Annotated in this window: 30 protein-coding genes; 25 read left to right on the top strand and 5 right to left on the bottom strand. The window is 48.5% G+C overall.

Features of this window, described 5'->3' with window-relative positions:
* Window position 1: 1 nt before the first annotated feature.
* From F3J37_RS01245 to F3J37_RS01235, 3 genes are read left to right on the top strand one after another with little or no spacing between them, the layout of a single operon-like run.
* Window positions 2–937, top strand: coding sequence for a hypothetical protein (locus F3J37_RS01245; protein ID WP_166718859.1), 936 nt, complete (start codon window positions 2–4; stop codon window positions 935–937).
* Between the two features lie 7 nt (window positions 938–944).
* Window positions 945–1,178 carry a hypothetical protein gene (locus F3J37_RS01240; protein ID WP_166718860.1) on the top strand — a complete coding sequence of 78 codons (234 nt, stop codon included), beginning with the start codon at window positions 945–947 and terminating at the stop codon, window positions 1,176–1,178.
* Window positions 1,179–1,211: 33 nt separating this feature from the next.
* On the top strand, window positions 1,212–1,421 hold the full coding sequence (locus F3J37_RS01235; protein WP_166718861.1) for a hypothetical protein: 210 nt from the start codon (window positions 1,212–1,214) through the stop codon (window positions 1,419–1,421).
* A 49-nt stretch (window positions 1,422–1,470) separates the two neighbouring features.
* Here F3J37_RS01235 and F3J37_RS01230 read toward each other — a convergent pair whose 3' ends face one another.
* Both F3J37_RS01230 and F3J37_RS01225 read right to left on the bottom strand, forming a co-directional pair.
* Window positions 1,471–1,893, bottom strand: a complete 423-nt coding sequence (locus F3J37_RS01230; RefSeq protein ID WP_166718862.1) for a DUF29 domain-containing protein — start codon at window positions 1,891–1,893, stop codon at window positions 1,471–1,473.
* Window positions 1,893–2,096, bottom strand: a complete 204-nt coding sequence (locus F3J37_RS01225; RefSeq protein WP_166718863.1) for a type II toxin-antitoxin system VapB family antitoxin — start codon at window positions 2,094–2,096, stop codon at window positions 1,893–1,895. The genes F3J37_RS01230 and F3J37_RS01225 overlap by 1 nt, the downstream gene beginning before the upstream one ends.
* A gap of 212 nt (window positions 2,097–2,308) precedes the next feature.
* On the opposite strand from F3J37_RS01225, the gene F3J37_RS01220 reads away from it, so the two are divergent.
* From F3J37_RS01220 to F3J37_RS01200, 5 genes are all read left to right on the top strand, one after another.
* Window positions 2,309–2,509 (top strand): hypothetical protein, encoded by a 201-nt coding sequence (locus tag F3J37_RS01220; RefSeq protein ID WP_166718864.1) that lies wholly within the window; start codon window positions 2,309–2,311, stop codon window positions 2,507–2,509.
* A 53-nt stretch (window positions 2,510–2,562) separates the two neighbouring features.
* Window positions 2,563–2,799 carry a hypothetical protein gene (locus F3J37_RS01215; protein WP_166718865.1) on the top strand — a complete coding sequence of 79 codons (237 nt, stop codon included), beginning with the start codon at window positions 2,563–2,565 and terminating at the stop codon, window positions 2,797–2,799.
* A gap of 495 nt (window positions 2,800–3,294) precedes the next feature.
* Window positions 3,295–3,900: a Rha family transcriptional regulator gene (locus tag F3J37_RS01210; protein WP_166718866.1), complete on the top strand. Its 606-nt coding sequence runs from the start codon at window positions 3,295–3,297 to the stop codon at window positions 3,898–3,900.
* Window positions 3,897–4,103, top strand: a complete 207-nt coding sequence (locus tag F3J37_RS01205; protein WP_166718867.1) for a hypothetical protein — start codon at window positions 3,897–3,899, stop codon at window positions 4,101–4,103. The genes F3J37_RS01210 and F3J37_RS01205 overlap by 4 nt, the downstream gene beginning before the upstream one ends.
* Window positions 4,104–4,115: 12 nt before the next feature.
* Entirely contained in the window at window positions 4,116–4,625 is a 510-nt protein-coding gene (locus F3J37_RS01200; RefSeq protein ID WP_255464732.1) for a terminase small subunit, read from the top strand.
* Here the strand turns inward: F3J37_RS01200 and F3J37_RS01195 are convergent.
* Complete coding sequence (locus F3J37_RS01195; protein WP_166718869.1) at window positions 4,615–4,875, bottom strand: hypothetical protein; 261 nt, start codon at window positions 4,873–4,875, stop codon at window positions 4,615–4,617. The genes F3J37_RS01200 and F3J37_RS01195 overlap by 11 nt on opposite strands.
* 90 nt (window positions 4,876–4,965) lie before the next feature.
* Here F3J37_RS01195 and F3J37_RS01190 point away from each other — a divergent pair, with 90 nt between their 5' ends.
* The 3 genes from F3J37_RS01190 (at window position 4,966) to F3J37_RS01180 (ending at window position 7,317) form a co-directional block, all read left to right on the top strand.
* On the top strand, window positions 4,966–6,624 hold the full coding sequence (locus F3J37_RS01190; protein ID WP_166718870.1) for a terminase large subunit: 1,659 nt from the start codon (window positions 4,966–4,968) through the stop codon (window positions 6,622–6,624).
* 141 nt (window positions 6,625–6,765) lie between these two features.
* Window positions 6,766–6,987 carry a superinfection immunity protein gene (locus tag F3J37_RS01185; RefSeq protein ID WP_166718871.1) on the top strand — a complete coding sequence of 74 codons (222 nt, stop codon included), beginning with the start codon at window positions 6,766–6,768 and terminating at the stop codon, window positions 6,985–6,987.
* 111 nt (window positions 6,988–7,098) lie between these two features.
* Window positions 7,099–7,317: a hypothetical protein gene (locus F3J37_RS01180; RefSeq protein WP_166718872.1), complete on the top strand. Its 219-nt coding sequence runs from the start codon at window positions 7,099–7,101 to the stop codon at window positions 7,315–7,317.
* Between the two features lie 30 nt (window positions 7,318–7,347).
* Here the strand turns inward: F3J37_RS01180 and F3J37_RS01175 are convergent, their stop codons facing one another.
* Together F3J37_RS01175 and F3J37_RS01170 are read right to left on the bottom strand one after the other, a co-directional pair.
* Window positions 7,348–7,644, bottom strand: coding sequence for a hypothetical protein (locus F3J37_RS01175; RefSeq protein ID WP_166718873.1), 297 nt, complete (start codon window positions 7,642–7,644; stop codon window positions 7,348–7,350).
* A 63-nt stretch (window positions 7,645–7,707) separates the two neighbouring features.
* Window positions 7,708–8,097 carry an acyl-CoA thioesterase gene (locus tag F3J37_RS01170; protein ID WP_166718874.1) on the bottom strand — a complete coding sequence of 130 codons (390 nt, stop codon included), beginning with the start codon at window positions 8,095–8,097 and terminating at the stop codon, window positions 7,708–7,710.
* Window positions 8,098–8,369: 272 nt separating this feature from the next.
* Here F3J37_RS01170 and F3J37_RS01165 point away from each other — a divergent pair, with 272 nt between their 5' ends.
* The 14 genes from F3J37_RS01165 to F3J37_RS01100 all read left to right on the top strand — a co-directional run bounded on the left by F3J37_RS01165 (window position 8,370) and on the right by F3J37_RS01100 (window position 19,892).
* The gene (locus F3J37_RS01165) at window positions 8,370–10,340 is read left to right on the top strand and encodes a phage major capsid protein (protein ID WP_166718875.1); all 1,971 of its coding nucleotides are present in this window, start codon (window positions 8,370–8,372) and stop codon (window positions 10,338–10,340) included.
* Between the two features lie 212 nt (window positions 10,341–10,552).
* Window positions 10,553–14,284, top strand: a complete 3,732-nt coding sequence (locus F3J37_RS01160; protein ID WP_166718876.1) for a phage portal protein — start codon at window positions 10,553–10,555, stop codon at window positions 14,282–14,284.
* A complete protein-coding gene (locus F3J37_RS01155) occupies window positions 14,281–14,610 on the top strand; it encodes a head-tail connector protein (RefSeq protein ID WP_166718877.1) in 330 nt (109 codons plus the stop codon). The genes F3J37_RS01160 and F3J37_RS01155 overlap by 4 nt, the downstream gene beginning before the upstream one ends.
* 70 nt (window positions 14,611–14,680) lie before the next feature.
* Complete coding sequence (locus F3J37_RS01150; RefSeq protein WP_166718878.1) at window positions 14,681–14,854, top strand: hypothetical protein; 174 nt, start codon at window positions 14,681–14,683, stop codon at window positions 14,852–14,854.
* Between the two features lie 3 nt (window positions 14,855–14,857).
* Window positions 14,858–15,190: a phage head closure protein gene (locus F3J37_RS01145; RefSeq protein WP_166718879.1), complete on the top strand. Its 333-nt coding sequence runs from the start codon at window positions 14,858–14,860 to the stop codon at window positions 15,188–15,190.
* Entirely contained in the window at window positions 15,183–15,668 is a 486-nt protein-coding gene (locus F3J37_RS01140) for an HK97-gp10 family putative phage morphogenesis protein (RefSeq protein ID WP_166718880.1), read from the top strand. The genes F3J37_RS01145 and F3J37_RS01140 overlap by 8 nt, the downstream gene beginning before the upstream one ends.
* Window positions 15,665–16,036 carry a tail completion protein gp17 gene (gp17, locus tag F3J37_RS01135; RefSeq protein WP_166718881.1) on the top strand — a complete coding sequence of 124 codons (372 nt, stop codon included), beginning with the start codon at window positions 15,665–15,667 and terminating at the stop codon, window positions 16,034–16,036. The genes F3J37_RS01140 and gp17 overlap by 4 nt, the downstream gene beginning before the upstream one ends.
* A 51-nt stretch (window positions 16,037–16,087) precedes the next feature.
* Complete coding sequence (locus tag F3J37_RS01130) at window positions 16,088–16,588, top strand: phage tail tube protein (protein WP_166718882.1); 501 nt, start codon at window positions 16,088–16,090, stop codon at window positions 16,586–16,588.
* A gap of 69 nt (window positions 16,589–16,657) precedes the next feature.
* Complete coding sequence (locus tag F3J37_RS01125; protein WP_166718883.1) at window positions 16,658–17,308, top strand: hypothetical protein; 651 nt, start codon at window positions 16,658–16,660, stop codon at window positions 17,306–17,308.
* Between the two features lie 352 nt (window positions 17,309–17,660).
* Window positions 17,661–17,801: a hypothetical protein gene (locus F3J37_RS01120; RefSeq protein WP_166718884.1), complete on the top strand. Its 141-nt coding sequence runs from the start codon at window positions 17,661–17,663 to the stop codon at window positions 17,799–17,801.
* A gap of 542 nt (window positions 17,802–18,343) precedes the next feature.
* A complete protein-coding gene (locus tag F3J37_RS01115) occupies window positions 18,344–18,724 on the top strand; it encodes a phage tail assembly chaperone family protein, TAC (RefSeq protein WP_166718885.1) in 381 nt (126 codons plus the stop codon).
* On the top strand, window positions 18,724–19,014 hold the full coding sequence (locus F3J37_RS01110; protein ID WP_166718886.1) for a phage tail assembly protein T: 291 nt from the start codon (window positions 18,724–18,726) through the stop codon (window positions 19,012–19,014). Before F3J37_RS01115 ends, F3J37_RS01110 begins: the two co-directional genes overlap by 1 nt.
* An 88-nt stretch (window positions 19,015–19,102) precedes the next feature.
* Window positions 19,103–19,555: a hypothetical protein gene (locus F3J37_RS01105; protein ID WP_166718887.1), complete on the top strand. Its 453-nt coding sequence runs from the start codon at window positions 19,103–19,105 to the stop codon at window positions 19,553–19,555.
* Between the two features lie 85 nt (window positions 19,556–19,640).
* Window positions 19,641–19,892 carry a type II toxin-antitoxin system RelB/DinJ family antitoxin gene (locus F3J37_RS01100; RefSeq protein ID WP_166718888.1) on the top strand — a complete coding sequence of 84 codons (252 nt, stop codon included), beginning with the start codon at window positions 19,641–19,643 and terminating at the stop codon, window positions 19,890–19,892.
* Window positions 19,893–19,895: the final 3 nt, after the last annotated feature.

Here is a 19,895-nt window from a genome sequence, read left to right as displayed (position 1 = left end):
TATGCCAATTTCCCCACAAGCTTATATTGTTGGCGGTCAGATGGTGCGTTCAGGTGTCAATCCCGGCAATATGGGTAATGAAGCCATCAGTGACAGTGATTCCGTCACCACAACGCCTGAGGTTCCAGATCCGACGCCGATTAATATGCTGGCTGAAACGCTCGATTCTCGCGTGACCTATATCGGACCGGCGCACACCGTTTATGATTTGGGCGGCAATCTCTTAACCAGCAATGAGAACGAGTGGCCACTCGAATATCAGAACGGAATCGCGGTCGGTCGTCATGAACCTGAAGACGAATCAACGAATTACGCCCTCGATTCAGCGGCGACGAATATCAACGAGCCAGGTGTCGACGGAAACTGGATGTATTCCCAGGGAACCACCGTGACTGTCGCCGCCTCAAACGTGAGTCAGTTTCCGACGATTTCCGTTGAACTGCGTAAGATTAACGTCGCGGTATATAACGAAACCGATGCCGCGTTCTTAGTCCCAGATAATGACCCTGGCACAACAACTGATTGGGTGAGGGTCGTTCAGCCCTTTACCAATGACACCGAATCTCAGCTTCGCTGGTATACCCAGCGCGAAAACTCTTCGAGCTATCTTTATGAGAAAGCGCCAGCGGTGCCAGCGGGTGTCTGTGTTGCCTCTGTCTTCCGTCGTCTGACGAATGCAAACATGCAATCAACCGCTCCCCAGCTCGAACAAGGCACGATTGCGACCTCACCGATATTCAATAACGCGGATGAACAAAACACCCGGCCATCGGCATCTGCCTTTGTGACGAATACCGACAATGCCACCAGGATCGTGATTCATTACTCTGATAACTCAACGGTCACGGTTGATTTTGTGAATGACCAGGCAGCGATTCCATTAGCCTCCCTGGACTGGTCAGCCCGTTACATTACTCAAATCACCTTTATTACGTGAGGTTATCATGTCCGATCTTCGCGATCTCACATCAGATGCTATTCAAATCACCGATGGATCAACAGGTGCGCATGTCACCGCCGTATATGGTGCGGTTCTCTATGCCGATTCCGCTGATAGCACAGTCTGGCATACGATGTTCGGTCTCGTTCTTGAGATCCGGCCTCCTGTCGTGATTTATATGAAAGCCAAATCGCCAGGTGGTGCGCAAGTGATTGTCACCAGCTGGTCAGAATCGTAATTGCCCAATACAGCTAAACCAAAGGAGAGAAAGATGGAAGAGTTCCCGTTAACCGATATCAACGATCAGATGAAAAAGATTGTTGACGCCGCGCAAAGCGCACCTGTTAAGTTCACAACCGACATAGAATCGTTCGTGCTCATCAAAGCGGTTGATTTCAATCAGTTCTTACAATCGCTACATTCCTCTACAGCGGATATCACTAAACGCTATGGTATCCCGATGCAGATTGAGAACTTCTAAAAGAAAGCCCGGATTTTCCGGGCTTTTTGATTTCAGAGAAAAAGAAAGATTATTCAGGCCAGAATTCTGGATCCATGAATTCCCAGAAATCCCACGGGCAAATTTCAGGAAAACTGTCAACTCCAGTCATTTTTATCGCCAATATAGAACTATAACGATAAGCGCGAGGGATGATGTCATTTACTTGAGATCGCAAGCTAGGATTGTCATCGAGAACGTCATTCACTCTCATTCTTTGTTCTCTAATGAGTAACCTCAACATAGCGTAACGATCATTCTTTCTGACTTTCCACTTCAGCAAAAGACCTAATAAAACCCGAATGGATGATTCGAGCGCTTTTCTTTCTCTGTTTGCCAGACCTTCAATCTCTTCGACTAAATGAAAGATATCTATCGCCTCATTTTGACGATCTTTTATTAGTTGAGATTGTTCCATTGCCCAGGCGTAAAAATCGGATGAATATAATGACATTAATCGTTATCCTCTGGCCTTCGTCTTGGGACATCTTTTAGGTTAGGCATTGTTCCTCCTAATGCGGCCATTCGTTTCCCAGCTTCAACGCGAACAAACGTTTTCATGGCCTCTTGAAAAATCTCATTCTTATTGATTAACGGATCAAGATAAGCAATCGCCTTCTGATACAGATCATCATCAATTTCTATGGTGACTATCATCTGTTCCTCTTTATTTAGAATGACAAACGCTCAACCTTATCGCCTCACTCTTAAGAAACAAACTCAATGAAGTGTCAAAGTGTGCGGTCGTTAGCAAGTTCAGATTCACACAATTGCAATAACTTAAGTAAGTGGTCAGTGCTATCTTTATAGCGTCTCCTCAATACCTGAGTGAGATACACCTTTTCATTAATGTGCTAAGGCCAATACTTATGCTTTCTGATGATCTGTTTACTCGCCCTGAAGACCTTGTTAAAGCCATGGTCAACGCAGGTAAAGACGAAACGTTGAAAGTGGCAAATCCTAAAGATGCCAATGACAACATTCTTCTGATCCCTGAAGCCACGCTTGAGCAGAAGACCCGCGAGTTTATGAACGCGGTCAAACATCTGAACAATCCTATCAAGCTCTAACTGAGCCAGTCTTAATTAGCCTTTATTAAGGCTCATTGAAAAAGGTTTTTGCTATGGACAACATTGAAACAAAAACGATACGCAATGCTGATGATATGAATGCGGCGATCAAAGCTTTTGATGCGGCGACGCCTGTTCGTCTTGCGACCGATTCGGGCAACTTCATCATGACAACTGAAAAAGCTGTGAACGGTGAGATCAAGAAGATTGGTGATCAGCTGGCTGGCTTTGGTCGTGCGCATGGCATCGGCATATCTTTCGATGACATTGCTAAGGCACACGGTAAGTAATCAGACGAAAGTTCGATCGTTTTGTTGAAGCGTTTTGCTCCCGCTGGAGCATTTGTTGTCAGAAATGTTCGCTGGTTGTCATTCTCTGGCAATAATAATGAGTCTCATCCTCCCTCTAACGATGTGATGTAAGCAAAGCAGGACAGCTGTCCTGCTTTTTTTATGCCCTGATTCCCGGTCATCAATAACCTTGCATGTTCAATCACGAATGAGATTCAACGCGATTGGAGCAATTCGTGTTGTGATCACCGTGATCAACCATTCAAAATTCTTTCGAAACATCACGTAAGTCATTGATATTCAACGACTTACAGAACCCAGGGGGATGGGTGTTCAAAAACATGACGGGGGGGTATGAAAAAGTTCGTGCAGTCAAGCTTTTTTAAACCTCGCCCCCAATCACGTAAATTTTTTTTTCGTCCTGAGAGACGATCTACGACAGCACGCCTTTCGTAGACTGTTTTTCACAAAGTGCAACCCCTTCACGGAAAAAATATGAGCATGAATCCTCTTTTTCTTCCTGCTGAAAATGTACCCACGATGACAAGTCTTGAGGTCGTGGATTTCATCAATCAGGTTCGGGAGCAAAAAGCTTCAGACGAAGCAATTAAGTATCCTTGTTCTAAGTACCCAAAGCTTTTGCATAAGAATTTTTTGCAAAAAGTGCCGAAAGTGCTCGGTTTATCATCGGCTAAATTTTTAGCCGATGATAATTTCGCCACTGGTAAGGGAGCTGTTAGCTCGCGTCAGATATACAAATTCCCTAAGCGTGAGGCCTGTTTGATGGCCATGTCATACGATTATGACGCTCAGGCGAGGGTTTTTGACCGGATGATCGAGCTGGAAGAACGCCTGAAAAGCGAAGAAATACAGATTTCTGTCAGCGATCAGGACTTTCACGCGTCAGCGATGGAGGAATATCAACATCGTTTGGTATTACTCGAACAACGATCTTTCCGTGAGCACGGTCAGAAGGGAAGCGGGTTAATGCAGCTCCGCAAAAAAGAGAAAAAAGAGCTTGAGGCTTTTTCAGAGAAAGTGAAGAAGCTTTCTCAGTTAACCCTCCCTGGGATCGACGATGAAAACAGGACGATCCAATGACACACATCGAATTTATTGAAGACCATCTGATAAAAGAATTATCCAAACTGGGATTTGATTCGACGGCGTGTCATATTGGCGCAAGAGAAGGCGTGAGTTATTTTCGTCGCGCTTCTCAATCCAGCCGGAAAGGTAAAATCTTCGACGACTGCTTGTTTCATGCAAAATTATTCGCAAAAAAACACGCATCAACAAAAAAATAAGCGAGAAAAACCATGTTAACGACTAAAAAACGGACTTTTGCGGAAGTCTTGATGACCGGAGAACACCGGACAAAGGCGGCGATTAAGGCCGGATACAGTGCGGCGAGCGCAAAATATAAAGGCTATGAACTCTCTAAAAATAAAGAGGTGTTAGCCTACATTGAACGTCTCAAAGCCTTAAATCCTCAGCCCGTTGAACCCGATCCTGAACCTGTTCCCGCCATTGAACCTGTTCAGAAGGCGAAGACCCCTCCGAAAGTCGATATCGTCAGCGAGACCATCCCTGAGGGCATTCTTGAGAAAGCCGCGATTGATGATCCGCTGGTGGTCATGCGTCGCATCATGAACGATAACCTTTACACCGATCCTAAGTTGTCATTGGATGCCGCCGCGAAGCTTGCGCCGTATGTGTCAGCCAAAATCGGTGAGGGTGGTAAGAAAGAACAGAAATCCAGCGCGGCGAAACTGGCGATCAATGCGTTTGCCTCGATGCAGCCGCCGAAGCTGGTGGTTAACAATTAGGTTTCTGGCCTAAAACGACCTCAGGCGCGTCTTTTTCCTGCTTAAACTGGCGTAAATAATCGGCCATTTCCTTAAAATCGCCGCCCAGGCGTTCAAATGTGCCGATCATTTCCATCTGATAAGGCAGCGGAAGAGGTGCGAAGAATAACCCTAAGGTGAATTTCACCAGCTCAAGCTGGCGGGTGACTTCTTCCATCGACTGATATTCCGTCTTTAGCTTGAAATCAGTAATGATTCGTTTCGAACGCATAATGTTTCTCTCATTCAGAAATGTCAGAAATTAACATGGCATCGACTTAAAGATTCTCAATCTGAGCGGTCTCTTTACTGGGGTCTTCATATGGAATGGCGTACAGATTGCCCGGACTGGGCTGAAAGGCTCATTAACAAGCAATCGATTATTCCCCCTCCTATTTATCCAGAGATAGCGAATCAGGGATTGGGGATCTTTAAACAGCTTCGGGTTTCTGACTTACCCGGCAAGCCGACATTCGGCGAATGTTCCGATCAGTTTGTGTTTGATTTCGTTCTGGCTATCTTTGGTGGGTATGATACAGAGACGGGCAATCAGAAAATCCGTGAATACGGGCTGTTAATCAGTAAGAAAAACACGAAATCCACCATTGCAGCCGGAATTATGCTCACGGCGCTGATCTTATGCTGGCGCGAGGACGAAGAACATCTGATTCTGGCTCCGACGAAAGAGGTCGCCGACAACAGTTTTAAACCCGCAGCGGCGATGATTCGATCGGATGATGTGCTGACCGACATTTTCCACGTTCAGGATCACACGCGCACGATTACCCATCGCGTCAACCGCAATTCACTGAAGGTGGTGGCAGCCGATACCGACACCGTATCGGGTAAAAAGTCAGGTCGCATCCTGGTTGATGAACTCTGGATTTTCGGTAAGCGCGCGAAAGCCGAATCGATGTTTATGGAAGCGTTAGGCGGTCAGGTCTCGCGTAATGAAGGCTGGGTCATCTTTCTGACAACGCAAAGCGACGAACCCCCCTCAGGTATCTTTAAACAAAAGCTCGATTACTGGCGCGATGTGCGTGATGGAAAAATCGAGGATAAAAAAACGCTCGGCATTCTTTATGAGTTCCCTCAGAACATGATCGAAAGCAAGGCGTATGAGAATCCCGATAATTTTTACATCACCAATCCGAATATCGGGCGTTCTGTCAGTCGTGAATGGCTCGAAGGCGAGTTTAAAAAGTACCGTCATAAGACGGATGGCACTTATCAGCAATTTCTCGCCAAACACCTGAACATTGAAATCGGTCTTAACCTGCGAAATGACCGCTGGGCTGGTGCCGATTACTGGCAAGGTCAGGAAGATAGCTCGATTTCATTCCAGTCTATCCTCAAACGTTCAGAGGTGATCTGTGTGGGCATCGATGGCGGCGGTCTCGATGACTTGCTGGGCTTAACGGTTGTCGGTCGATGTAAAGAAACCCGTCTCTGGCTCACCTGGTCATATGGCTGGGCAACGCGCAAAGCGATCGAGCGTCGCAAAAGCGAGGAGAGCCGCCTGAACGACTTTGTGACGGATGGTGATTTCACCATCATTGACGAGGTCGGTGAAGATTTTGAACAGATCAGTCAAATGGTCTTACAAATTTACCAGGCTGGATTACTCGATAAGGTTGGCATGGATCCGGCGGGTGTCGGAATGTTACTCGATGCGATGGTCGAAGCCGGAATTCCTCAGGAGTCGATTATTGGGATCAGTCAGGGCTGGCGATTAGGTGGGGCCATCAAAACCGCCGAACGCAAGCTTGCTGAGGGTGCCATGATCCACGCGAAACAGCCGCTGATGAACTGGTGTGTTTCAAATGCGAAGGTTGTGACGTCCAGTAATGCCATGCTGATCACCAAACAGGCGAGTGGGGTGGGTAAAATCGATCCGCTCATGGCCTTGTTTGATGCTGTGTCGCTCATGGCGCTCAATCCGGGACCGGTCAAAAAAGATTACGGGATTTTTTACGTGTAACCGCTCGAATGGATCCGTTTTTCTTTCTGTAAAGAGCACAATCCGCGCTTTAAACGCATTAAAAACACTTGAGTAGTATATACATAATATATACCATGAACATAAAGATTCATCAGGTGTTTTTTTGTATGAGGAAAAGTGATGACTTCGCTCTTTTTAACCTTGATTTTATTACCTCTGTATTTTCTGCCGACTTTCGTCGGTATCTTGCGCTTTCGCCTGAATATCTGGGCAATTATGTTGACCAATATTTTCTTAGGGTGGACTGTTATCGGCTGGATGATCGCTTTAATCTGGGCGATGTCTTACGACCATCATCAACAGGATGATAATGTTATCAATGCGTTAGAAAGAAGAAAATAAAGATTAAAATAACCTTAAGGCAATTGTCACAAATAATAAATCGCATGGATTATGAATTTTTAGGTTCGTTATTCGCTGACAATCGCCGTGTTCACACAGTAGGAGATGACAATGAATAAGACAGATTTAATTATTGACCTCGATATTATGCGCAAACACGGCGAATTTCACACGGAAACCCTGTTAGATAACATCGGGGTAAAACGCGGTCGCTCTATCCATATGCCGAACGTCAATTGCGCGGTGTATCTCGACTGCGAGTATGTGCCGGAATCCTTACCCTCTTATGTCCATCCGTATCGCTACGACTCAGAACGGTTTTGGGGATAAACGAAAGGGAGCCAACTGGCTCCCTTTTTTTTATGTCTCTTTCTGTTGTTTGTACGGATCCAGATTGTTGTTCTTACAGTGAGCCAGGTAGCTCCGAAGGGCGTCTAATCCTGCTGAGTGAATATCTGATTCGTAGTAAACGTAAAAACACGTCATGGCGCGCATGTTCTCAAATACCCCGACGAACATTCCCAGTTCTTCATCGAATTCGATTCGGGCAAGATGGTTATTAATCTTGTAATAACGCTTGCCGTCGATTTCTGTGTATTTTTTCAGTCTGGGAAGAGGAATGGATTTCAGTTTGTTGACGATTTTATGAATATTCATTCGATAAATAGCGTGTCCTGTCGTCAGATGGAAAGAAAAGGGCGAGGTTATCGCCCTTGAGGGTTATTTAAAATTTAACATATTCAGTAATTCAAACGGCACGTTCGGGCGGCCCCGCTCAATACAGGTACAAACGAACGTCGCTTCGGCGGCAATCTGACCGTTCACCGTCATCTGTTGAATCACGTTAATCCGGGTGGATTTTTCATGCTTCTCCAGATCGCAAGTGATGTCGACCTGATCGCCTCGCTTCACGCTGTGTTTGAATTTCAGTTGGTACTCCAGCACTACATACATCTTGCCTTGCTCAAAAAGCTGTTCGATGTCGATCCCCAGCGCTTCATACAAAAACGCATGACGCGCCCATTCGAAATAGAAGGGGTAATACAGACCATCCATGACCCCTTGAAAATCGATATGTTTCGGATCAACGGCATAACTCTTTGAGAACATGATACTTCCTTACGTCTTCAGAAGGGCGAATAAGACAAGAACAATCGCAAATCCGATCATCCCAAACGAAAGACGTCTGACGAGATCTCGTTTGTGGAAACGAGGCCGGATGATCCGCATCCGATAAGCTTTGTTTTTTCTTCTCAAAGGTCAGTCTCCAGGTCAAAACCGACACTCTCATAAAGAGAGATCGGCACCATAACAGAGACACACCCCAAAAAATTCACAATCTAAGCCCGCGATCGGGCTTTTTCTCAACAGGAAGACTCGCCATGAACCATCAGCGCGCGGTCAGTCTGTTGCAGTTAAAGGCGGTGAATGAAAACACGCGCACGATCACCGGAATCGCGACCACGCCGACACCTGACAGGTACGGCGATATCGTGATGCCGGACGGCGCTCAGTTCAATTTGCCTATCCCGCTGCTGTGGCAGCATGACCACCTTTCGCCGATCGGCCAGGTCACTTCCGCGCGCGTCACCGATGCCGGAATTGAAATCAAAGCGCAGCTCGCGCAAGCCGATGCACCCAGCCAGCTCGCCGCCCGTCTCGATGAGGCGTGGCAGTCGATTCGACTGGGTCTGGTGAAGGGTCTCTCAATCGGTTTTCGTCCGATCGAGTATTCGTATCTCGATGACGACGGGATCCGGTTCTCTTCATGGGAATGGTACGAGCTTTCTGTGGTGACGGTTCCCGCCAACGCAGAAGGCTCGATCAGTAACGTGAAGACCATCGACCAGGAATTGCGCGCCGCGTCTGGCAAACCGCCAATTCCCGCTTTACCGACTCACAGAGTCGTTCATTTGAATTCCCCGGCTGGCGCTTCAGCATTCATGACCAAATCCATTACTCAGAATAAGGAAAAACCAATGAATATTGGTGAACAAATTAAATCGTTTGAGGCGAAACGTGCTTCGCTTGATGCTGAACGCGCCGATGTGATGCAAAAGGCCTTCGATGAAGGTCGCACCCTCGATCTTGAGGAAACCGACAAATACGACGAACTGACAGGTGAGGTCAAAAGTCTTGACTCACACCTGAACCGTTTGCGCGATCTGGAACAACAGAAAGCAACCACCGCCAAACCCGTTCAACCCGCAGCGGGTGGAGACACCGTCACCACCACCAAAGCCGTGACCCCGCCGAATATCATTCACGTTGAAAAACCGCTTGAAAAAGGCATCGGCTTTGCGCGCATGGCGAAACTGCTTGCGGCATCCAAAGGCCTGAAGTCTGAGGCGGCGACGCTGGCGAAATACCAGTATCCCGACGACATCAAGCTTCAGTCTGTGATGAAAGACCTGATCAGCGCGGGTTCCACCTCCGATCCGAACTGGGCCGGCAATCTTGTGACCGTGCAGGATTACACCGCCGACTTCATTGATTTCCTGCGACCTCAGACCATCATCGGACGTTTCGGCGCGGGTGGCATTCCCGGCCTGACCCGTATTCCGTTCAACGTCCGCATTAAGGGTCAGACGTCTGGCGGTGCGGCGAACTGGGTCGGTGAAGGTAAAGCGAAACCGCTGACCAGCTTCGATTTCTCTCAGATCACCCTCGGCTTCACCAAAGTTGCCGCGATTGCTGTATTGACTGACGAGGTGATTCGTCTTTCCACTCCATCCGCTGATTCTCTGGTGCGTCAGTCGCTGGCCGATGCGGTCATTGAACGTCTGGATGAAGATTTCATCGACCCGGATAAAACCGCTGTCGACGGCGTGTCTCCGGCGTCTATCACCAATGGTGCCGCGTCTTCTGCGTCAACAGGTGTCCCGGATCAGGATGCGAACACCGCGCTTTCTGTGTTCATCGACGCGAACCTGTCACCAACAGGTGCCGTGTGGCTGATGTCATCCACTACCGCCCTGACCCTGTCACAGCGTAAAAACGCGCTGGGTCAGCGTGAATATCCGGATATGACCATGTTCGGCGGTACGTTCAACGGTCTACCTGTGATCGTGTCTCAGTACATCGATAACTCGCTGATCCTGGTGGATGCGCCAAACATCTATCTGGCTGACGACGGCGCGGTGGCCATCGACATTTCGACTGAGGCGTCTCTGGAAATGCAGAGCACTCCAACGCACGATTCCATCACCCCGACCCCGATCGAGCTGGTGAGCATGTTCCAGACAAACAGCGTCGCTGTTCGTGCGGAACGCTGGATCAACTGGCAGCGCCGCCGCGATGCAGCGGTTTCGGTTATCACCGATGTTGATTACAGCGTCACCGCTGGCAGTTAAGGAGACTGGCGGGGTTCGCCCCGCCTTATAACACCCATGACTGAAGTCCGTTATCTGAAAACGACCCACGACAGTTTCGCGGGTGAGAAGAAATTTATCCGGGGTGATCATGCCTTAATTCTTCAAATGGCCGGGTATGTCGAAATTCTTCACACCGTTCAAAAAAAACGCAAAGGCCGTCCTCCTAAACGTATTGAATAAGAGGTTTAAGAATGTTTAATTTTCTTCGGCGCAAGCCAAAAGAAGAAAACAAGGCGCTTCACTCGTTGCCCTCTGGCGCGTGGAGTCGGATTCTTGAACCGTATGCAGGAGCCTGGCAAGAAAACGTCGAGGTCAGATTAGACAGTGTTTTAGCGTATCCGGCGATTTTCAGTTGTATCTCGCTGATTTCGTCTGATATCGCCAAAATGCCGATTTCAGTCAGACGCCGTCAGTCAAATGGCGTATGGGTAAAGGGCAATAACCCTGACTTAAGTCCCTTACTGATTAAGCCAAACTTTTATCAAACCCCGATGCAGTTCTTTGAACTGTGGATGATTTCAAAACTCGCGCACGGCAACGCCTATATTTTAAAACTCAGGGACGGTGGCGGTCGCGTCACCCAGCTTCGCGTGTTAGATCCGCGACGCGTGATCCCCTATATCGCCGATGATGGCGAAATCTTTTATTCCGTGCTGACCGATGAACTGAACGGCTTGCAAGGTGGGTTGTTTGTGCCCTCCCGCGAGCTGATTCACGATCGGTTTAATACGCTCTTTCATCCGCTGTGTGGTCTCTCCCCGATTTATGCCTCTGGTCTTGCCGCCATCGGCGGTGAGGCGATGCTGAGAAATTCAGCCCATACGTTTAAGAACGGTGGCAAGCCTGGCGGGATCATCACCGTGCCGGGTTCTGTGGATGCCGATAAAGCGAAAGAAATTAAAGACAACTGGAACACAGGTTATTCGGGTGCCAACGCCGGAAAGACCGCGTTACTCGCTGACGGTGCCGCCTTTGTGGCCGTCGCGCAAACCGCGACCGATTCCCAGCTCGTTGAACAACTCAATTTGTCGAACCAGCTGGTGGCCGCAACGTTCCGTGTTCCCTTATACAAAATCGATTCCGGTCAGACCCCGTCTTATAACAATATCGAAGCTCTTGAACAGGCGTATTACTCACAATGCCTTCAGGTGCATATGACCGCGATTGAAACCCTCATTGCGGACACCTTCGATCTGAACGAACAAACCTGTGTCGAGTTCGACCACAGCCGACTGTTACGCATGGATACCGCCGCCCGTTACAAATCTTACGGTGACGGCATCGGTGCGGGATTCCTTGCACCTAATGAGGCGAGAGTCAAAGAGAATATGCAGCCTGTAGAGGGTGGGGATTTACCTTACCTTCAGCAACAGAACTATTCGCTGGAAGCCCTGGCGAAACGTGACGCACAGGATGATCCGTTCTCAACATCATCAGGTTCTTCACCTGACACCACACCCGATCCGAATGCCGATCCGAACGCTGACACGACGCCAACACCCGCAGCGGATCAGAACGACCCAAATCAACCTCCTTCGACTGATGACACCCGTGAGTTAAACGACTTGCTGACAAGGCCGGTCCCCTTTTTGGAAACCCCTATGATTACAGAAAGAGAACGCGGGTTCGCGGAAATCATCCGACAAGTTATCGATAAGAAAATCGATGAATCCCGCGAATTGTTTCAGCGTGAACTGAACGATTTGGTCACTGAGAAAGATAATATTATCGATGCTCAGGAAGAGGTGATTCGTGAGGACGAAGAGAAAGTCGCGGCGTTAAATAAAAAGGTCGATGACCTCTCCGACATCATTAAACAGCAAATGGAACGCATCACCGATCTTGAAAAAGACGCGGTCGACGAATCCGCGATTGCCGCGATGGTGTATGCACAAATCGAGGTGCCTGATGCACCTGTGTTACCGGATATCACGCAGATGGTAAAAGACGCCATCAGTCAGATCCCGATTCCACAGCCTGAACCCTTACCCGATATTTATGAAATGGTGTTAAAAGCGGTTCGGCTGGCACGCGAGGACGATCTGACCCCGACGGATATCGCGGAGATCGTGAAAAAGGCGGTCGATGAAATTGAACTGCCAGAACCTGAACCTTTTATTCCACCTGATATCAACGCCATCATCGATGAGGTGGTCGCGAATATCGTGATGCCTGAGGCTCCTGTGTTACCGGATATCGACGAAATGGTGAAAAATGCGGTCGCGTCGATTCGCCTTCCAGTGCCAGAACCAATGCCTGACGTGAAGCAGCTGGTGGAACGAGCGTTATCTGAAATGCCGCTCATTGAACCGGAACCGTTACCGGATATCGAACAGATGGTGAAAACGGCGGTCAGTCAGATTTCGCTTCCTCAACCTGAGCCGTTGCCTGACATTGAACGCCTGATTGCGCTTGCGCTTTCTGATATTGAGATCCCGCAACCTGAACCGCTTCCTGATATTGCCTCAATGGTCAGTGAGGCTGTGAGTCAGATCACCCTTCCACAACCGGAACCCTTACCGGATATCGAACGGATGGTCGAAATTGCGGTCAGTCACATTGAATTACCTGATCCCGAACCGTTACCTGATATAAAGGCGATGGTGTCAGAGGCCATCAGCATGATTCCGATCCCAGAGGCTGAACCATTACCTGATATTCAGAAAATGGTCAAAGACGCCATCAGTCAGATCGAGATTCCTGAACAGGAACCACTACCGGATATTGACTCTATGGTGAAAGAGGCGGTGAGTTTGATTCCATTACCTCAGCCGGAACCGTTGCCAGATATCCAGCGCATGATCGACGAGGTGGTGAGTCAAATCCGGCTCCCGGAACCGGAACCGTTACCGGATATTCAGGCGATGGTGAGTGAAACGATCGAATCGATGCCGGATCCGATGCCGGAACTCAAACAATTCCTGGCTGAGGCCGTCAAACAGATCGAGGTTCCACAACCCGAACCGTTGCCCGACATTCAGAAAATGATCGAAGAGGTCGTGTCAAACATTGAGATCCCGAAACAGGATGTCACTGCTGATGTCGAACGCATCGCCGCTGAGGTGGTCAAAGTCGCGGTCAGGTCTATCAAGGTGCCAAAACCGGAACCCCTGCCGGATATTGACAAGATGGTGAAAGACGCCGTCGCGGCGATTGAGTTGCCGCAGCCGAAAGAGCCTGAGCCGTTACCCGATTTTGGTTTTCTGATTGAACGTGCCGTTGCGGAATATCCGTTGCCGGAGCCTGAACCTTTACCGGATATTGAAAAAATGGTCAAAGATGCCGTTGCTGCCATTGAGATCCCGCAACCGAAAGAACCTGAGCCTTTGCCAGACATTCAGGCGATGATTGCGGGTGCCGTGGCCGGAATAGAATTCCCGTCACCGGAGCCGATTTCGCTTCCTGATTTCGACAAAATGATTTCTGAGGCGGTGACGAATGCCGTTAAATCAATTTCCTTACCTGAACCCGGAAAGGGAGAGGATGGGAAAGACGGCAAAGACGGGCTTCAGATTGAGGTGATCCCTGCCATCGACACCAACAAACGCTATCCTCGCGGGACATACGCCATTCATAACGGCGGGTTATGGCGCGCCTACCAGAACACATCGGGATTAAGCGGCTTTGAATGTGTGGTGAACGGACTAAATGACATTGATATCGATGTTTCTGATGACCGTCACTTTACCGTTCGCATGACTAAATCAAACGGTGAGACCGAAGAACGCGCCTTTGATATCCCGGTCATGATTTACCGCGATGTGTTCAAACCTGAGAAAACCTATTACCCCGGCGATTGTGTGACGTTCGCGGGTTCTATTTGGCATTGCTATGAAGAAACCTCAGACCGTCCGAACGATGTAGGTTCTAAGGGCTGGCGTCTGGCGGTGAAACGCGGTCGGGATGGGAGGAGTCGTGAATGATAGCCTTCGTGACGCTCGATGAGGCGAAAGCCCATCTCCGCATTGATACCGATGATGGCGATGATGATCTTCAGCAAAAAATCTATTCAGCCAGCGCATCAATTCTGGATTACATCCAGAGTTCACGCGATGTGCTGGTAGATGATGACGGGGAGGTGATCGAGGGCACTAACGAACTCGACAGGGTCAAGATGGCCACGCTGTTACTGGTGGGGATTCTGGATGCGTTTCGGAACGCAGAGGATGACACGATGTTTCAGCAAGGCTATCTCCCGTTCACCGTGACCAGCCTGATTTATTCATTGCGATCACCGACCATCATTTAAGGAGGAACTATGGCCTGTTCCGGTTGTGCCGCGCGTCGCGCGTGGATTAAGAAGATGGCCAGACTTGCCTATGAACGAACCTTCGGAAAACGAACTCATTCAGGTACTGATAAAACACACAGCGGCGATGGATAGATTAACCAAAGTCGTCGAAGGGTTGATCGGTATCATTTATACTGAATTCATTGAACCCGAAGATGATGATGTCGCTCAGACTTATCTGAATGGCAAGCCGCGAGGATAATCCATGTTTGCACGGATCTTGAAACATCGGCTTGAACTTCAACAGCCCCAAGAAGTTCAGGATCCAGTTACGGGCGATATTACTCTCGCATGGACAACGATAGCTTATGTGTGGGGCGAAGTCGCACCGTTATCGGGTCGTGAATTTATCGCCGCGCAAGCCGTGCAAACTGAAATTTCTGTCAGGATTACGATTCGTTACCGCAGTGATATTACAAACGACTGGCGAATTCTTTTTCGAAACCAAATTTATAATATCGCTGCTGTCTTGCCTGATCTTTTATCTGGCCTCGATTACATTACTTTACCGTGTACGGAGGGGCTGAACGATGGCTGATACCCTTGAATTCTCAATCACAGGTGTCGACGAGCTGTTAGGCAAACTCTTTACCGTCAGTGATGATGTACGTCGCAAAGGCGGTCGCGCGGCATTGCGTAAAGCAGGGAATATTATTGTTGAACGTGCCAAACGCAACGCCGAACGCGTCGACGATCCTCACACGGGGCGAAGTATCACCGCGAACATTGCGCTGAGGTGGAACGGTCGCGAGTTCAAACAGAACGGCAACATTGCTTTTCGAATCGGTGTCCTTCATGGTGCCGTGCTGGTTGATCATCCAGACCTGGGCGTGAATGCGCCCACGCCGCATTGGCGATTACTGGAATTTGGCACTGAAAAAATGCGCGCGCGACCGATTATGCGTCCAGCAATGGAATCCAGCCTGAACGATGTGATCCATACTTTCACCACCGAATATGAAAAATCGCTCGATAGAGCGATCAAACGTGCGCAAAAGAGGTCGACCCCCTCATGACGACGAGCGCTCCTGTCTTTGAAACGCTGTTTAAGAGCGCTGATTTGCTTGCGCTGCTCGGGCCAACTGTTATGCGTCTTTATGAGTTTGGTAATAAACCAGTTGTTCCGACTTATCCTTACGCGACTTACCAGAACTACGCCGGAGACGCTCAGCAATTTCTCGGTAACTTGCCTGACGTCGATTCATACTCAATTCAATTCGATATTTATTCGAAAGATGCCAGCTCGTTAAGAAGTATTGCGCTGGCCATGCGTGATGCCATCGAACCCCATGCTTATATCACCCGTTGGGGTATGCAGGGGATAGACGACGACTCAAAATGTTATCGCTATTCGTTTGATGTTGACTGGATGGTTCTTCGCTAACCCATCCGATAAACGCCGCCGCAAGGCGGTTTTTTTTCGTCTGGAGAAATTATGTCAGTCTTAACTCAAGGTACTCAGTTATACGTGTACAATAATGTGACGGTGGGCGAAATCGAATGTATCACCGCCTTTAACCCCGGTTCCTCTCCTGCCGACCAGATTGAAGACACCTGCCTGAGTGAAAAGAGCACCCGAACTTATAAGAAAGGCCTTCGCACCCCTGCCCAGGCCTCTCTCACACTTAATGCTGATCCGAACAACGCCAGTCACTTACTCCTGAGTAACCTGGCGGAGACGGCTGACCAGTCAGATCTGACCTTTGCGATTGGGTGGAGCGACGGCGAATCGGAACCGACCATTGATGACGCGGATTCTGATGATGCGGTTGACGGGCTGATCCTGCCTGCCGACCGCACCTGGTATGTGTTCAAGGGCTATGTGTCAGATTTCCCGTTTGATTTCCAGGCGAACACGGTGGTTCAATCAACCGGAACCATTCAGCGTTCAGGCGCGGGTGTATGGGTGCCGAAGACTGACGACGCCGGATCTTAAGCACAATTGGCCACTCCTCCTAAGTATATACAATGTATCATCTCTTTCATGAAATTGAAGGGGATGACAATGAAACACGTAAGACTGATCGGTTCTGTTGTGGCTTGTGCGTTGGTGGTCGGTGTGCAGATTTATTATAAGACTCATGATTATCATGAGTCGGTCACAACGACATCACAGGTCACAACCTTAACGGAAAGGGTCAGTGCGTTACCTGCAAGCTTGCCGATGAAGAGAGTTGAGAAAAGTGTTCAGCAAACTATTAGCTGGAACTATCACTTTGAGACTGACAAGCTTCGTCACGAAACCAAAGAGTACGGTTCGAACGCCTCACTGAATCAGCATAAGTTCGCATTTCCGTATAACAGAGGCGCTTGGCTGAACATTCAGACGGTGAGTTATCCGATCAAGTCGCTGAAAACCAAAGATCACGCACCTGTTAAGAATGTCTTCTTAACCACAACTGACGGTCAGTTTGATTGTGGTTATGATGGTTGTTCAGCGGTGGTGAGCTTTGACGGCGGTAAGGTTGAGACATTCCATCTGGAAATGGTGAACGGCAACCCGAACAACGTCATGCTGATCACAGACGGCAAACGTTTTATGAAAGAACTGAAACAGCATAAAATGGCGATCATCGAGGTCGATTATTACATGAATGGAAGCCAGCAATTTACGTTTCATCTGAACGACGAGAAGGATGTGTCGTATCGGGCGTAAGTGATGGGATAAAAAGAAACCTGCCTAGTGCAGGTTTTTTTATGTCTGTCGTTCAGGATGCCCCAGCGAATTCGGAGTTCGACTGGGGCGGGGGGTTTTCTTCATGCCTGAAGAGATCTCACCTTACCGATTGAAAAATCGAAAAGCAAACATTGCGGATTGGGAGTTGTTGATTTGGCTCAATCTGATAACATCATTGATGCTGTGCTTTCGGCTGTTTGTCGAGAGCAAATGTGATCGACAGGCAAAAGAAAGCCCCAGCGAATTTTTCAATTCAACCGGGGCGCTCTCATGCATCGACAACATGATAGTAGCCCCTTACAGGCCGAAAGGCAATGTCTGAGGGTTTAATATGCGCAACAAGCTTTTCATCATCACCCTGTTCATGGTTCTTGCTTTGCTCGCTCTTGAGCAAGACAAAGTGTGTTCTGTGACGTTGAAAGCAGGAGGGATCAAGGTTTCTGCCATGTTGAACTACGAACTCAGCAAGTAAGGGACTGAACACGGCGGTTCGCCGCCGTGTATCTGTCTTTGTATGCCGATAAGCACAGCATTCCTTTCTAAGCAAATACTTGGCCTTTTAAACTTAAATGACAGATTGGGAGTTGTTGAATCGCCTCAATCTGATAACATTCCTGATGCTGTGCTTTCGGCTGTTTGTCGAGAGCAAGCGCGATCGACAGGCAAAAGAAAGCCCCAGCAACTAACGTTAACTGGGGCGCTCTCAAACCTAGACAATTTGATAGTAGCCCCGCTGATGCTGAAAAGCAAATCGGAGGCTCTATGCGTAGTAAATCTGTCCTGATCGTTCTTGTGATTTGCCTGACCTTCCTGTTTTCCATTTGGGAAGAAGGCACCAGGTTAGAGAAGGTTCACCTTCAGATCGGAGGTGTGATTTATGATGCAACTCTGAGCCGCTAACTCAGGCGAGGTCAAAGGCGACGGTTCGCCGTCGCCATTTTAACTGTCTCGATTGCCGAAAAGCACAGCGTTCCCTACAACCCGCCTTCGTGCGGGTTTTTTTATGGAACGAATATGAAGCTCACACTTGATAATCTCAAAACCGTTGGCGCGTTTACGGGTCGACCTGTCGAACGTGAAATCGAATGGACACAGGGCGAGGATACGTTTAAGGCGACGGTGTTTATTCGTCCGCTAGGCTATCAGACCGCTACCTCCGATATCATGGCGATCGGAGGCAAGATTGACGGCATCGCCGGACGTATCGCCGCCTCCATCTGTGATGAAGACGGAAAGCCTGTGTTTACCGTTGAGGACATCACAGGCGAGGCTGATCCTGATCGCGGTCCGCTTGATGGCGCGCTGACGATTTCCCTGTTGCTTGCGATTCAGGAGGTCAACGATCTGGGGAAGGATACCAGCTCACTGAAGAAGACGAGTTCTGGTGTGAGCTAGTGTTAAACGGGATCGGCGGTCGAACGATTGGTGAGGCAAAAGAAAACCTCTCCCGACCTGAGTTTCAGCTGTGGGCGATTTACCGAAACAAATATGGTTCGCTCAATCCCGGCCTTCGAACCGAATGGGCGGGTGGTGTGGTGTCAAGCGTTATCGCGAACACGAACCGCGACAGTAAAACCCCACCGTTTCAACCCACCGATTTCACCCAGCATTTCAATGAACCCGAAGCGGAACCGGATGATGACGCGCCCATCACGCTCGAAACCGCCATGAATACATGGCATTAAAGGCAAATCCACTTCGCTTGGTTTGATCCGTCTTCCTGACCTCATTCATTAAAATCATTATGTGGTTTCTTAATAATAATGAGGTCATATGAAAAAGACGGTTGTTAAGGGTTATATTCTGTTATTTGTCGGTTCATTAGTCACATTGCTCATGCTTAACCATCTGGCCAAACACGATCGGTTTTTTCAACAAATACATGGATCGTATGTGTTATTGGCTATCGGCTTTTTCATGGCGCTTTTTGGCGTCTATTACATCAATAAGCGGCATTACCTGCGTTATGATGCAATAGACCGCGCCAGAATCCTCAGAAGTGGTCGACCTTATATTCTGGAATGGAAACGCAATCAGCCTTATCTTAATTATGAGGCGATATTGATTCAGGCTTTAGAGTTTATCCACAAAGACCCGAATAAAACCGCACAGGAACTGTTTGAAGATAATTATGCTGAAGTATCGGAACTGATATCGACGATGCCCGATCACCTCTGGCAGGATTACGTCAAAGAGTTAAAAATGTGCTTACGCTCCTACCTTTAAGAGTCAACTTGTGCCACAAAGTGACTAGAAAGGATCGCTAAAAAATGACACAATGTGATCTCGATTGGTTAACTGAGGTCACATTATGTCTGTTCTTATCCGTTCTCGCATCGATGAAGTCGAAGCTCAAAGTGCTGAGCTTATTTTGTCTCAGCTTGGTCTCAATATGTCTGAATATCTTCGGTTTGCGGTGAGGTCACTGAACAACCGGAAGGGCATTCCCTTTGATATGACAATCACGAATCCTGAAACACTCAAGGCTATCGACGACATGAACAATCGTCGCGGCGTTATCGTTTCCTCTCTTGAGGAATTCGAAGCTAAGTATCAGGAATAATGG

The sequence above is a fragment of the Candidatus Pantoea communis genome, from assembly GCF_011752685.1.
GTDB lineage: Bacteria > Pseudomonadota > Gammaproteobacteria > Enterobacterales > Enterobacteriaceae > Pantoea > Pantoea communis.
This window is presented reverse-complemented; position numbering and strand designations above follow the sequence as displayed.

What these genes read in the sequence shown, in the direction of transcription:
- F3J37_RS01120 (WP_166718884.1), top strand. Translation starts at nt 17,661, where the DNA reads ATGCGCAACAAGCTTTTCATCATCACCCTGTTCATGGTTCTTGCTTTG.
- F3J37_RS01100 (WP_166718888.1), top strand. Translation starts at nt 19,641, where the DNA reads ATGTCTGTTCTTATCCGTTCTCGCATCGATGAAGTCGAAGCTCAAAGT.
- F3J37_RS01160 (WP_166718876.1), top strand. Translation starts at nt 10,553, where the DNA reads ATGTTTAATTTTCTTCGGCGCAAGCCAAAAGAAGAAAACAAGGCGCTT.
- F3J37_RS01230 (WP_166718862.1), bottom strand. Translation starts at nt 1,893, where the DNA reads ATGTCATTATATTCATCCGATTTTTACGCCTGGGCAATGGAACAATCT.
- F3J37_RS01165 (WP_166718875.1), top strand. Translation starts at nt 8,370, where the DNA reads ATGAACCATCAGCGCGCGGTCAGTCTGTTGCAGTTAAAGGCGGTGAAT.
- F3J37_RS01105 (WP_166718887.1), top strand. Translation starts at nt 19,103, where the DNA reads ATGAAAAAGACGGTTGTTAAGGGTTATATTCTGTTATTTGTCGGTTCA.
- F3J37_RS01240 (WP_166718860.1), top strand. Translation starts at nt 945, where the DNA reads ATGTCCGATCTTCGCGATCTCACATCAGATGCTATTCAAATCACCGAT.
- F3J37_RS01200 (WP_255464732.1), top strand. Translation starts at nt 4,116, where the DNA reads ATGTTAACGACTAAAAAACGGACTTTTGCGGAAGTCTTGATGACCGGA.
- F3J37_RS01145 (WP_166718879.1), top strand. Translation starts at nt 14,858, where the DNA reads ATGTTTGCACGGATCTTGAAACATCGGCTTGAACTTCAACAGCCCCAA.
- F3J37_RS01205 (WP_166718867.1), top strand. Translation starts at nt 3,897, where the DNA reads ATGACACACATCGAATTTATTGAAGACCATCTGATAAAAGAATTATCC.
- F3J37_RS01185 (WP_166718871.1), top strand. Translation starts at nt 6,766, where the DNA reads ATGACTTCGCTCTTTTTAACCTTGATTTTATTACCTCTGTATTTTCTG.
- F3J37_RS01140 (WP_166718880.1), top strand. Translation starts at nt 15,183, where the DNA reads ATGGCTGATACCCTTGAATTCTCAATCACAGGTGTCGACGAGCTGTTA.
- F3J37_RS01125 (WP_166718883.1), top strand. Translation starts at nt 16,658, where the DNA reads ATGAAACACGTAAGACTGATCGGTTCTGTTGTGGCTTGTGCGTTGGTG.
- F3J37_RS01210 (WP_166718866.1), top strand. Translation starts at nt 3,295, where the DNA reads ATGAGCATGAATCCTCTTTTTCTTCCTGCTGAAAATGTACCCACGATG.
- F3J37_RS01115 (WP_166718885.1), top strand. Translation starts at nt 18,344, where the DNA reads ATGAAGCTCACACTTGATAATCTCAAAACCGTTGGCGCGTTTACGGGT.
- F3J37_RS01190 (WP_166718870.1), top strand. Translation starts at nt 4,966, where the DNA reads ATGGAATGGCGTACAGATTGCCCGGACTGGGCTGAAAGGCTCATTAAC.
- F3J37_RS01195 (WP_166718869.1), bottom strand. Translation starts at nt 4,875, where the DNA reads ATGCGTTCGAAACGAATCATTACTGATTTCAAGCTAAAGACGGAATAT.
- F3J37_RS01150 (WP_166718878.1), top strand. Translation starts at nt 14,681, where the DNA reads ATGAACGAACCTTCGGAAAACGAACTCATTCAGGTACTGATAAAACAC.
- F3J37_RS01220 (WP_166718864.1), top strand. Translation starts at nt 2,309, where the DNA reads ATGCTTTCTGATGATCTGTTTACTCGCCCTGAAGACCTTGTTAAAGCC.
- gp17 (WP_166718881.1), top strand. Translation starts at nt 15,665, where the DNA reads ATGACGACGAGCGCTCCTGTCTTTGAAACGCTGTTTAAGAGCGCTGAT.
- F3J37_RS01180 (WP_166718872.1), top strand. Translation starts at nt 7,099, where the DNA reads ATGAATAAGACAGATTTAATTATTGACCTCGATATTATGCGCAAACAC.
- F3J37_RS01225 (WP_166718863.1), bottom strand. Translation starts at nt 2,096, where the DNA reads ATGATAGTCACCATAGAAATTGATGATGATCTGTATCAGAAGGCGATT.
- F3J37_RS01130 (WP_166718882.1), top strand. Translation starts at nt 16,088, where the DNA reads ATGTCAGTCTTAACTCAAGGTACTCAGTTATACGTGTACAATAATGTG.
- F3J37_RS01155 (WP_166718877.1), top strand. Translation starts at nt 14,281, where the DNA reads ATGATAGCCTTCGTGACGCTCGATGAGGCGAAAGCCCATCTCCGCATT.
- F3J37_RS01175 (WP_166718873.1), bottom strand. Translation starts at nt 7,644, where the DNA reads ATGAATATTCATAAAATCGTCAACAAACTGAAATCCATTCCTCTTCCC.
- F3J37_RS01235 (WP_166718861.1), top strand. Translation starts at nt 1,212, where the DNA reads ATGGAAGAGTTCCCGTTAACCGATATCAACGATCAGATGAAAAAGATT.
- F3J37_RS01170 (WP_166718874.1), bottom strand. Translation starts at nt 8,097, where the DNA reads ATGTTCTCAAAGAGTTATGCCGTTGATCCGAAACATATCGATTTTCAA.
- F3J37_RS01245 (WP_166718859.1), top strand. Translation starts at nt 2, where the DNA reads ATGCCAATTTCCCCACAAGCTTATATTGTTGGCGGTCAGATGGTGCGT.
- F3J37_RS01215 (WP_166718865.1), top strand. Translation starts at nt 2,563, where the DNA reads ATGGACAACATTGAAACAAAAACGATACGCAATGCTGATGATATGAAT.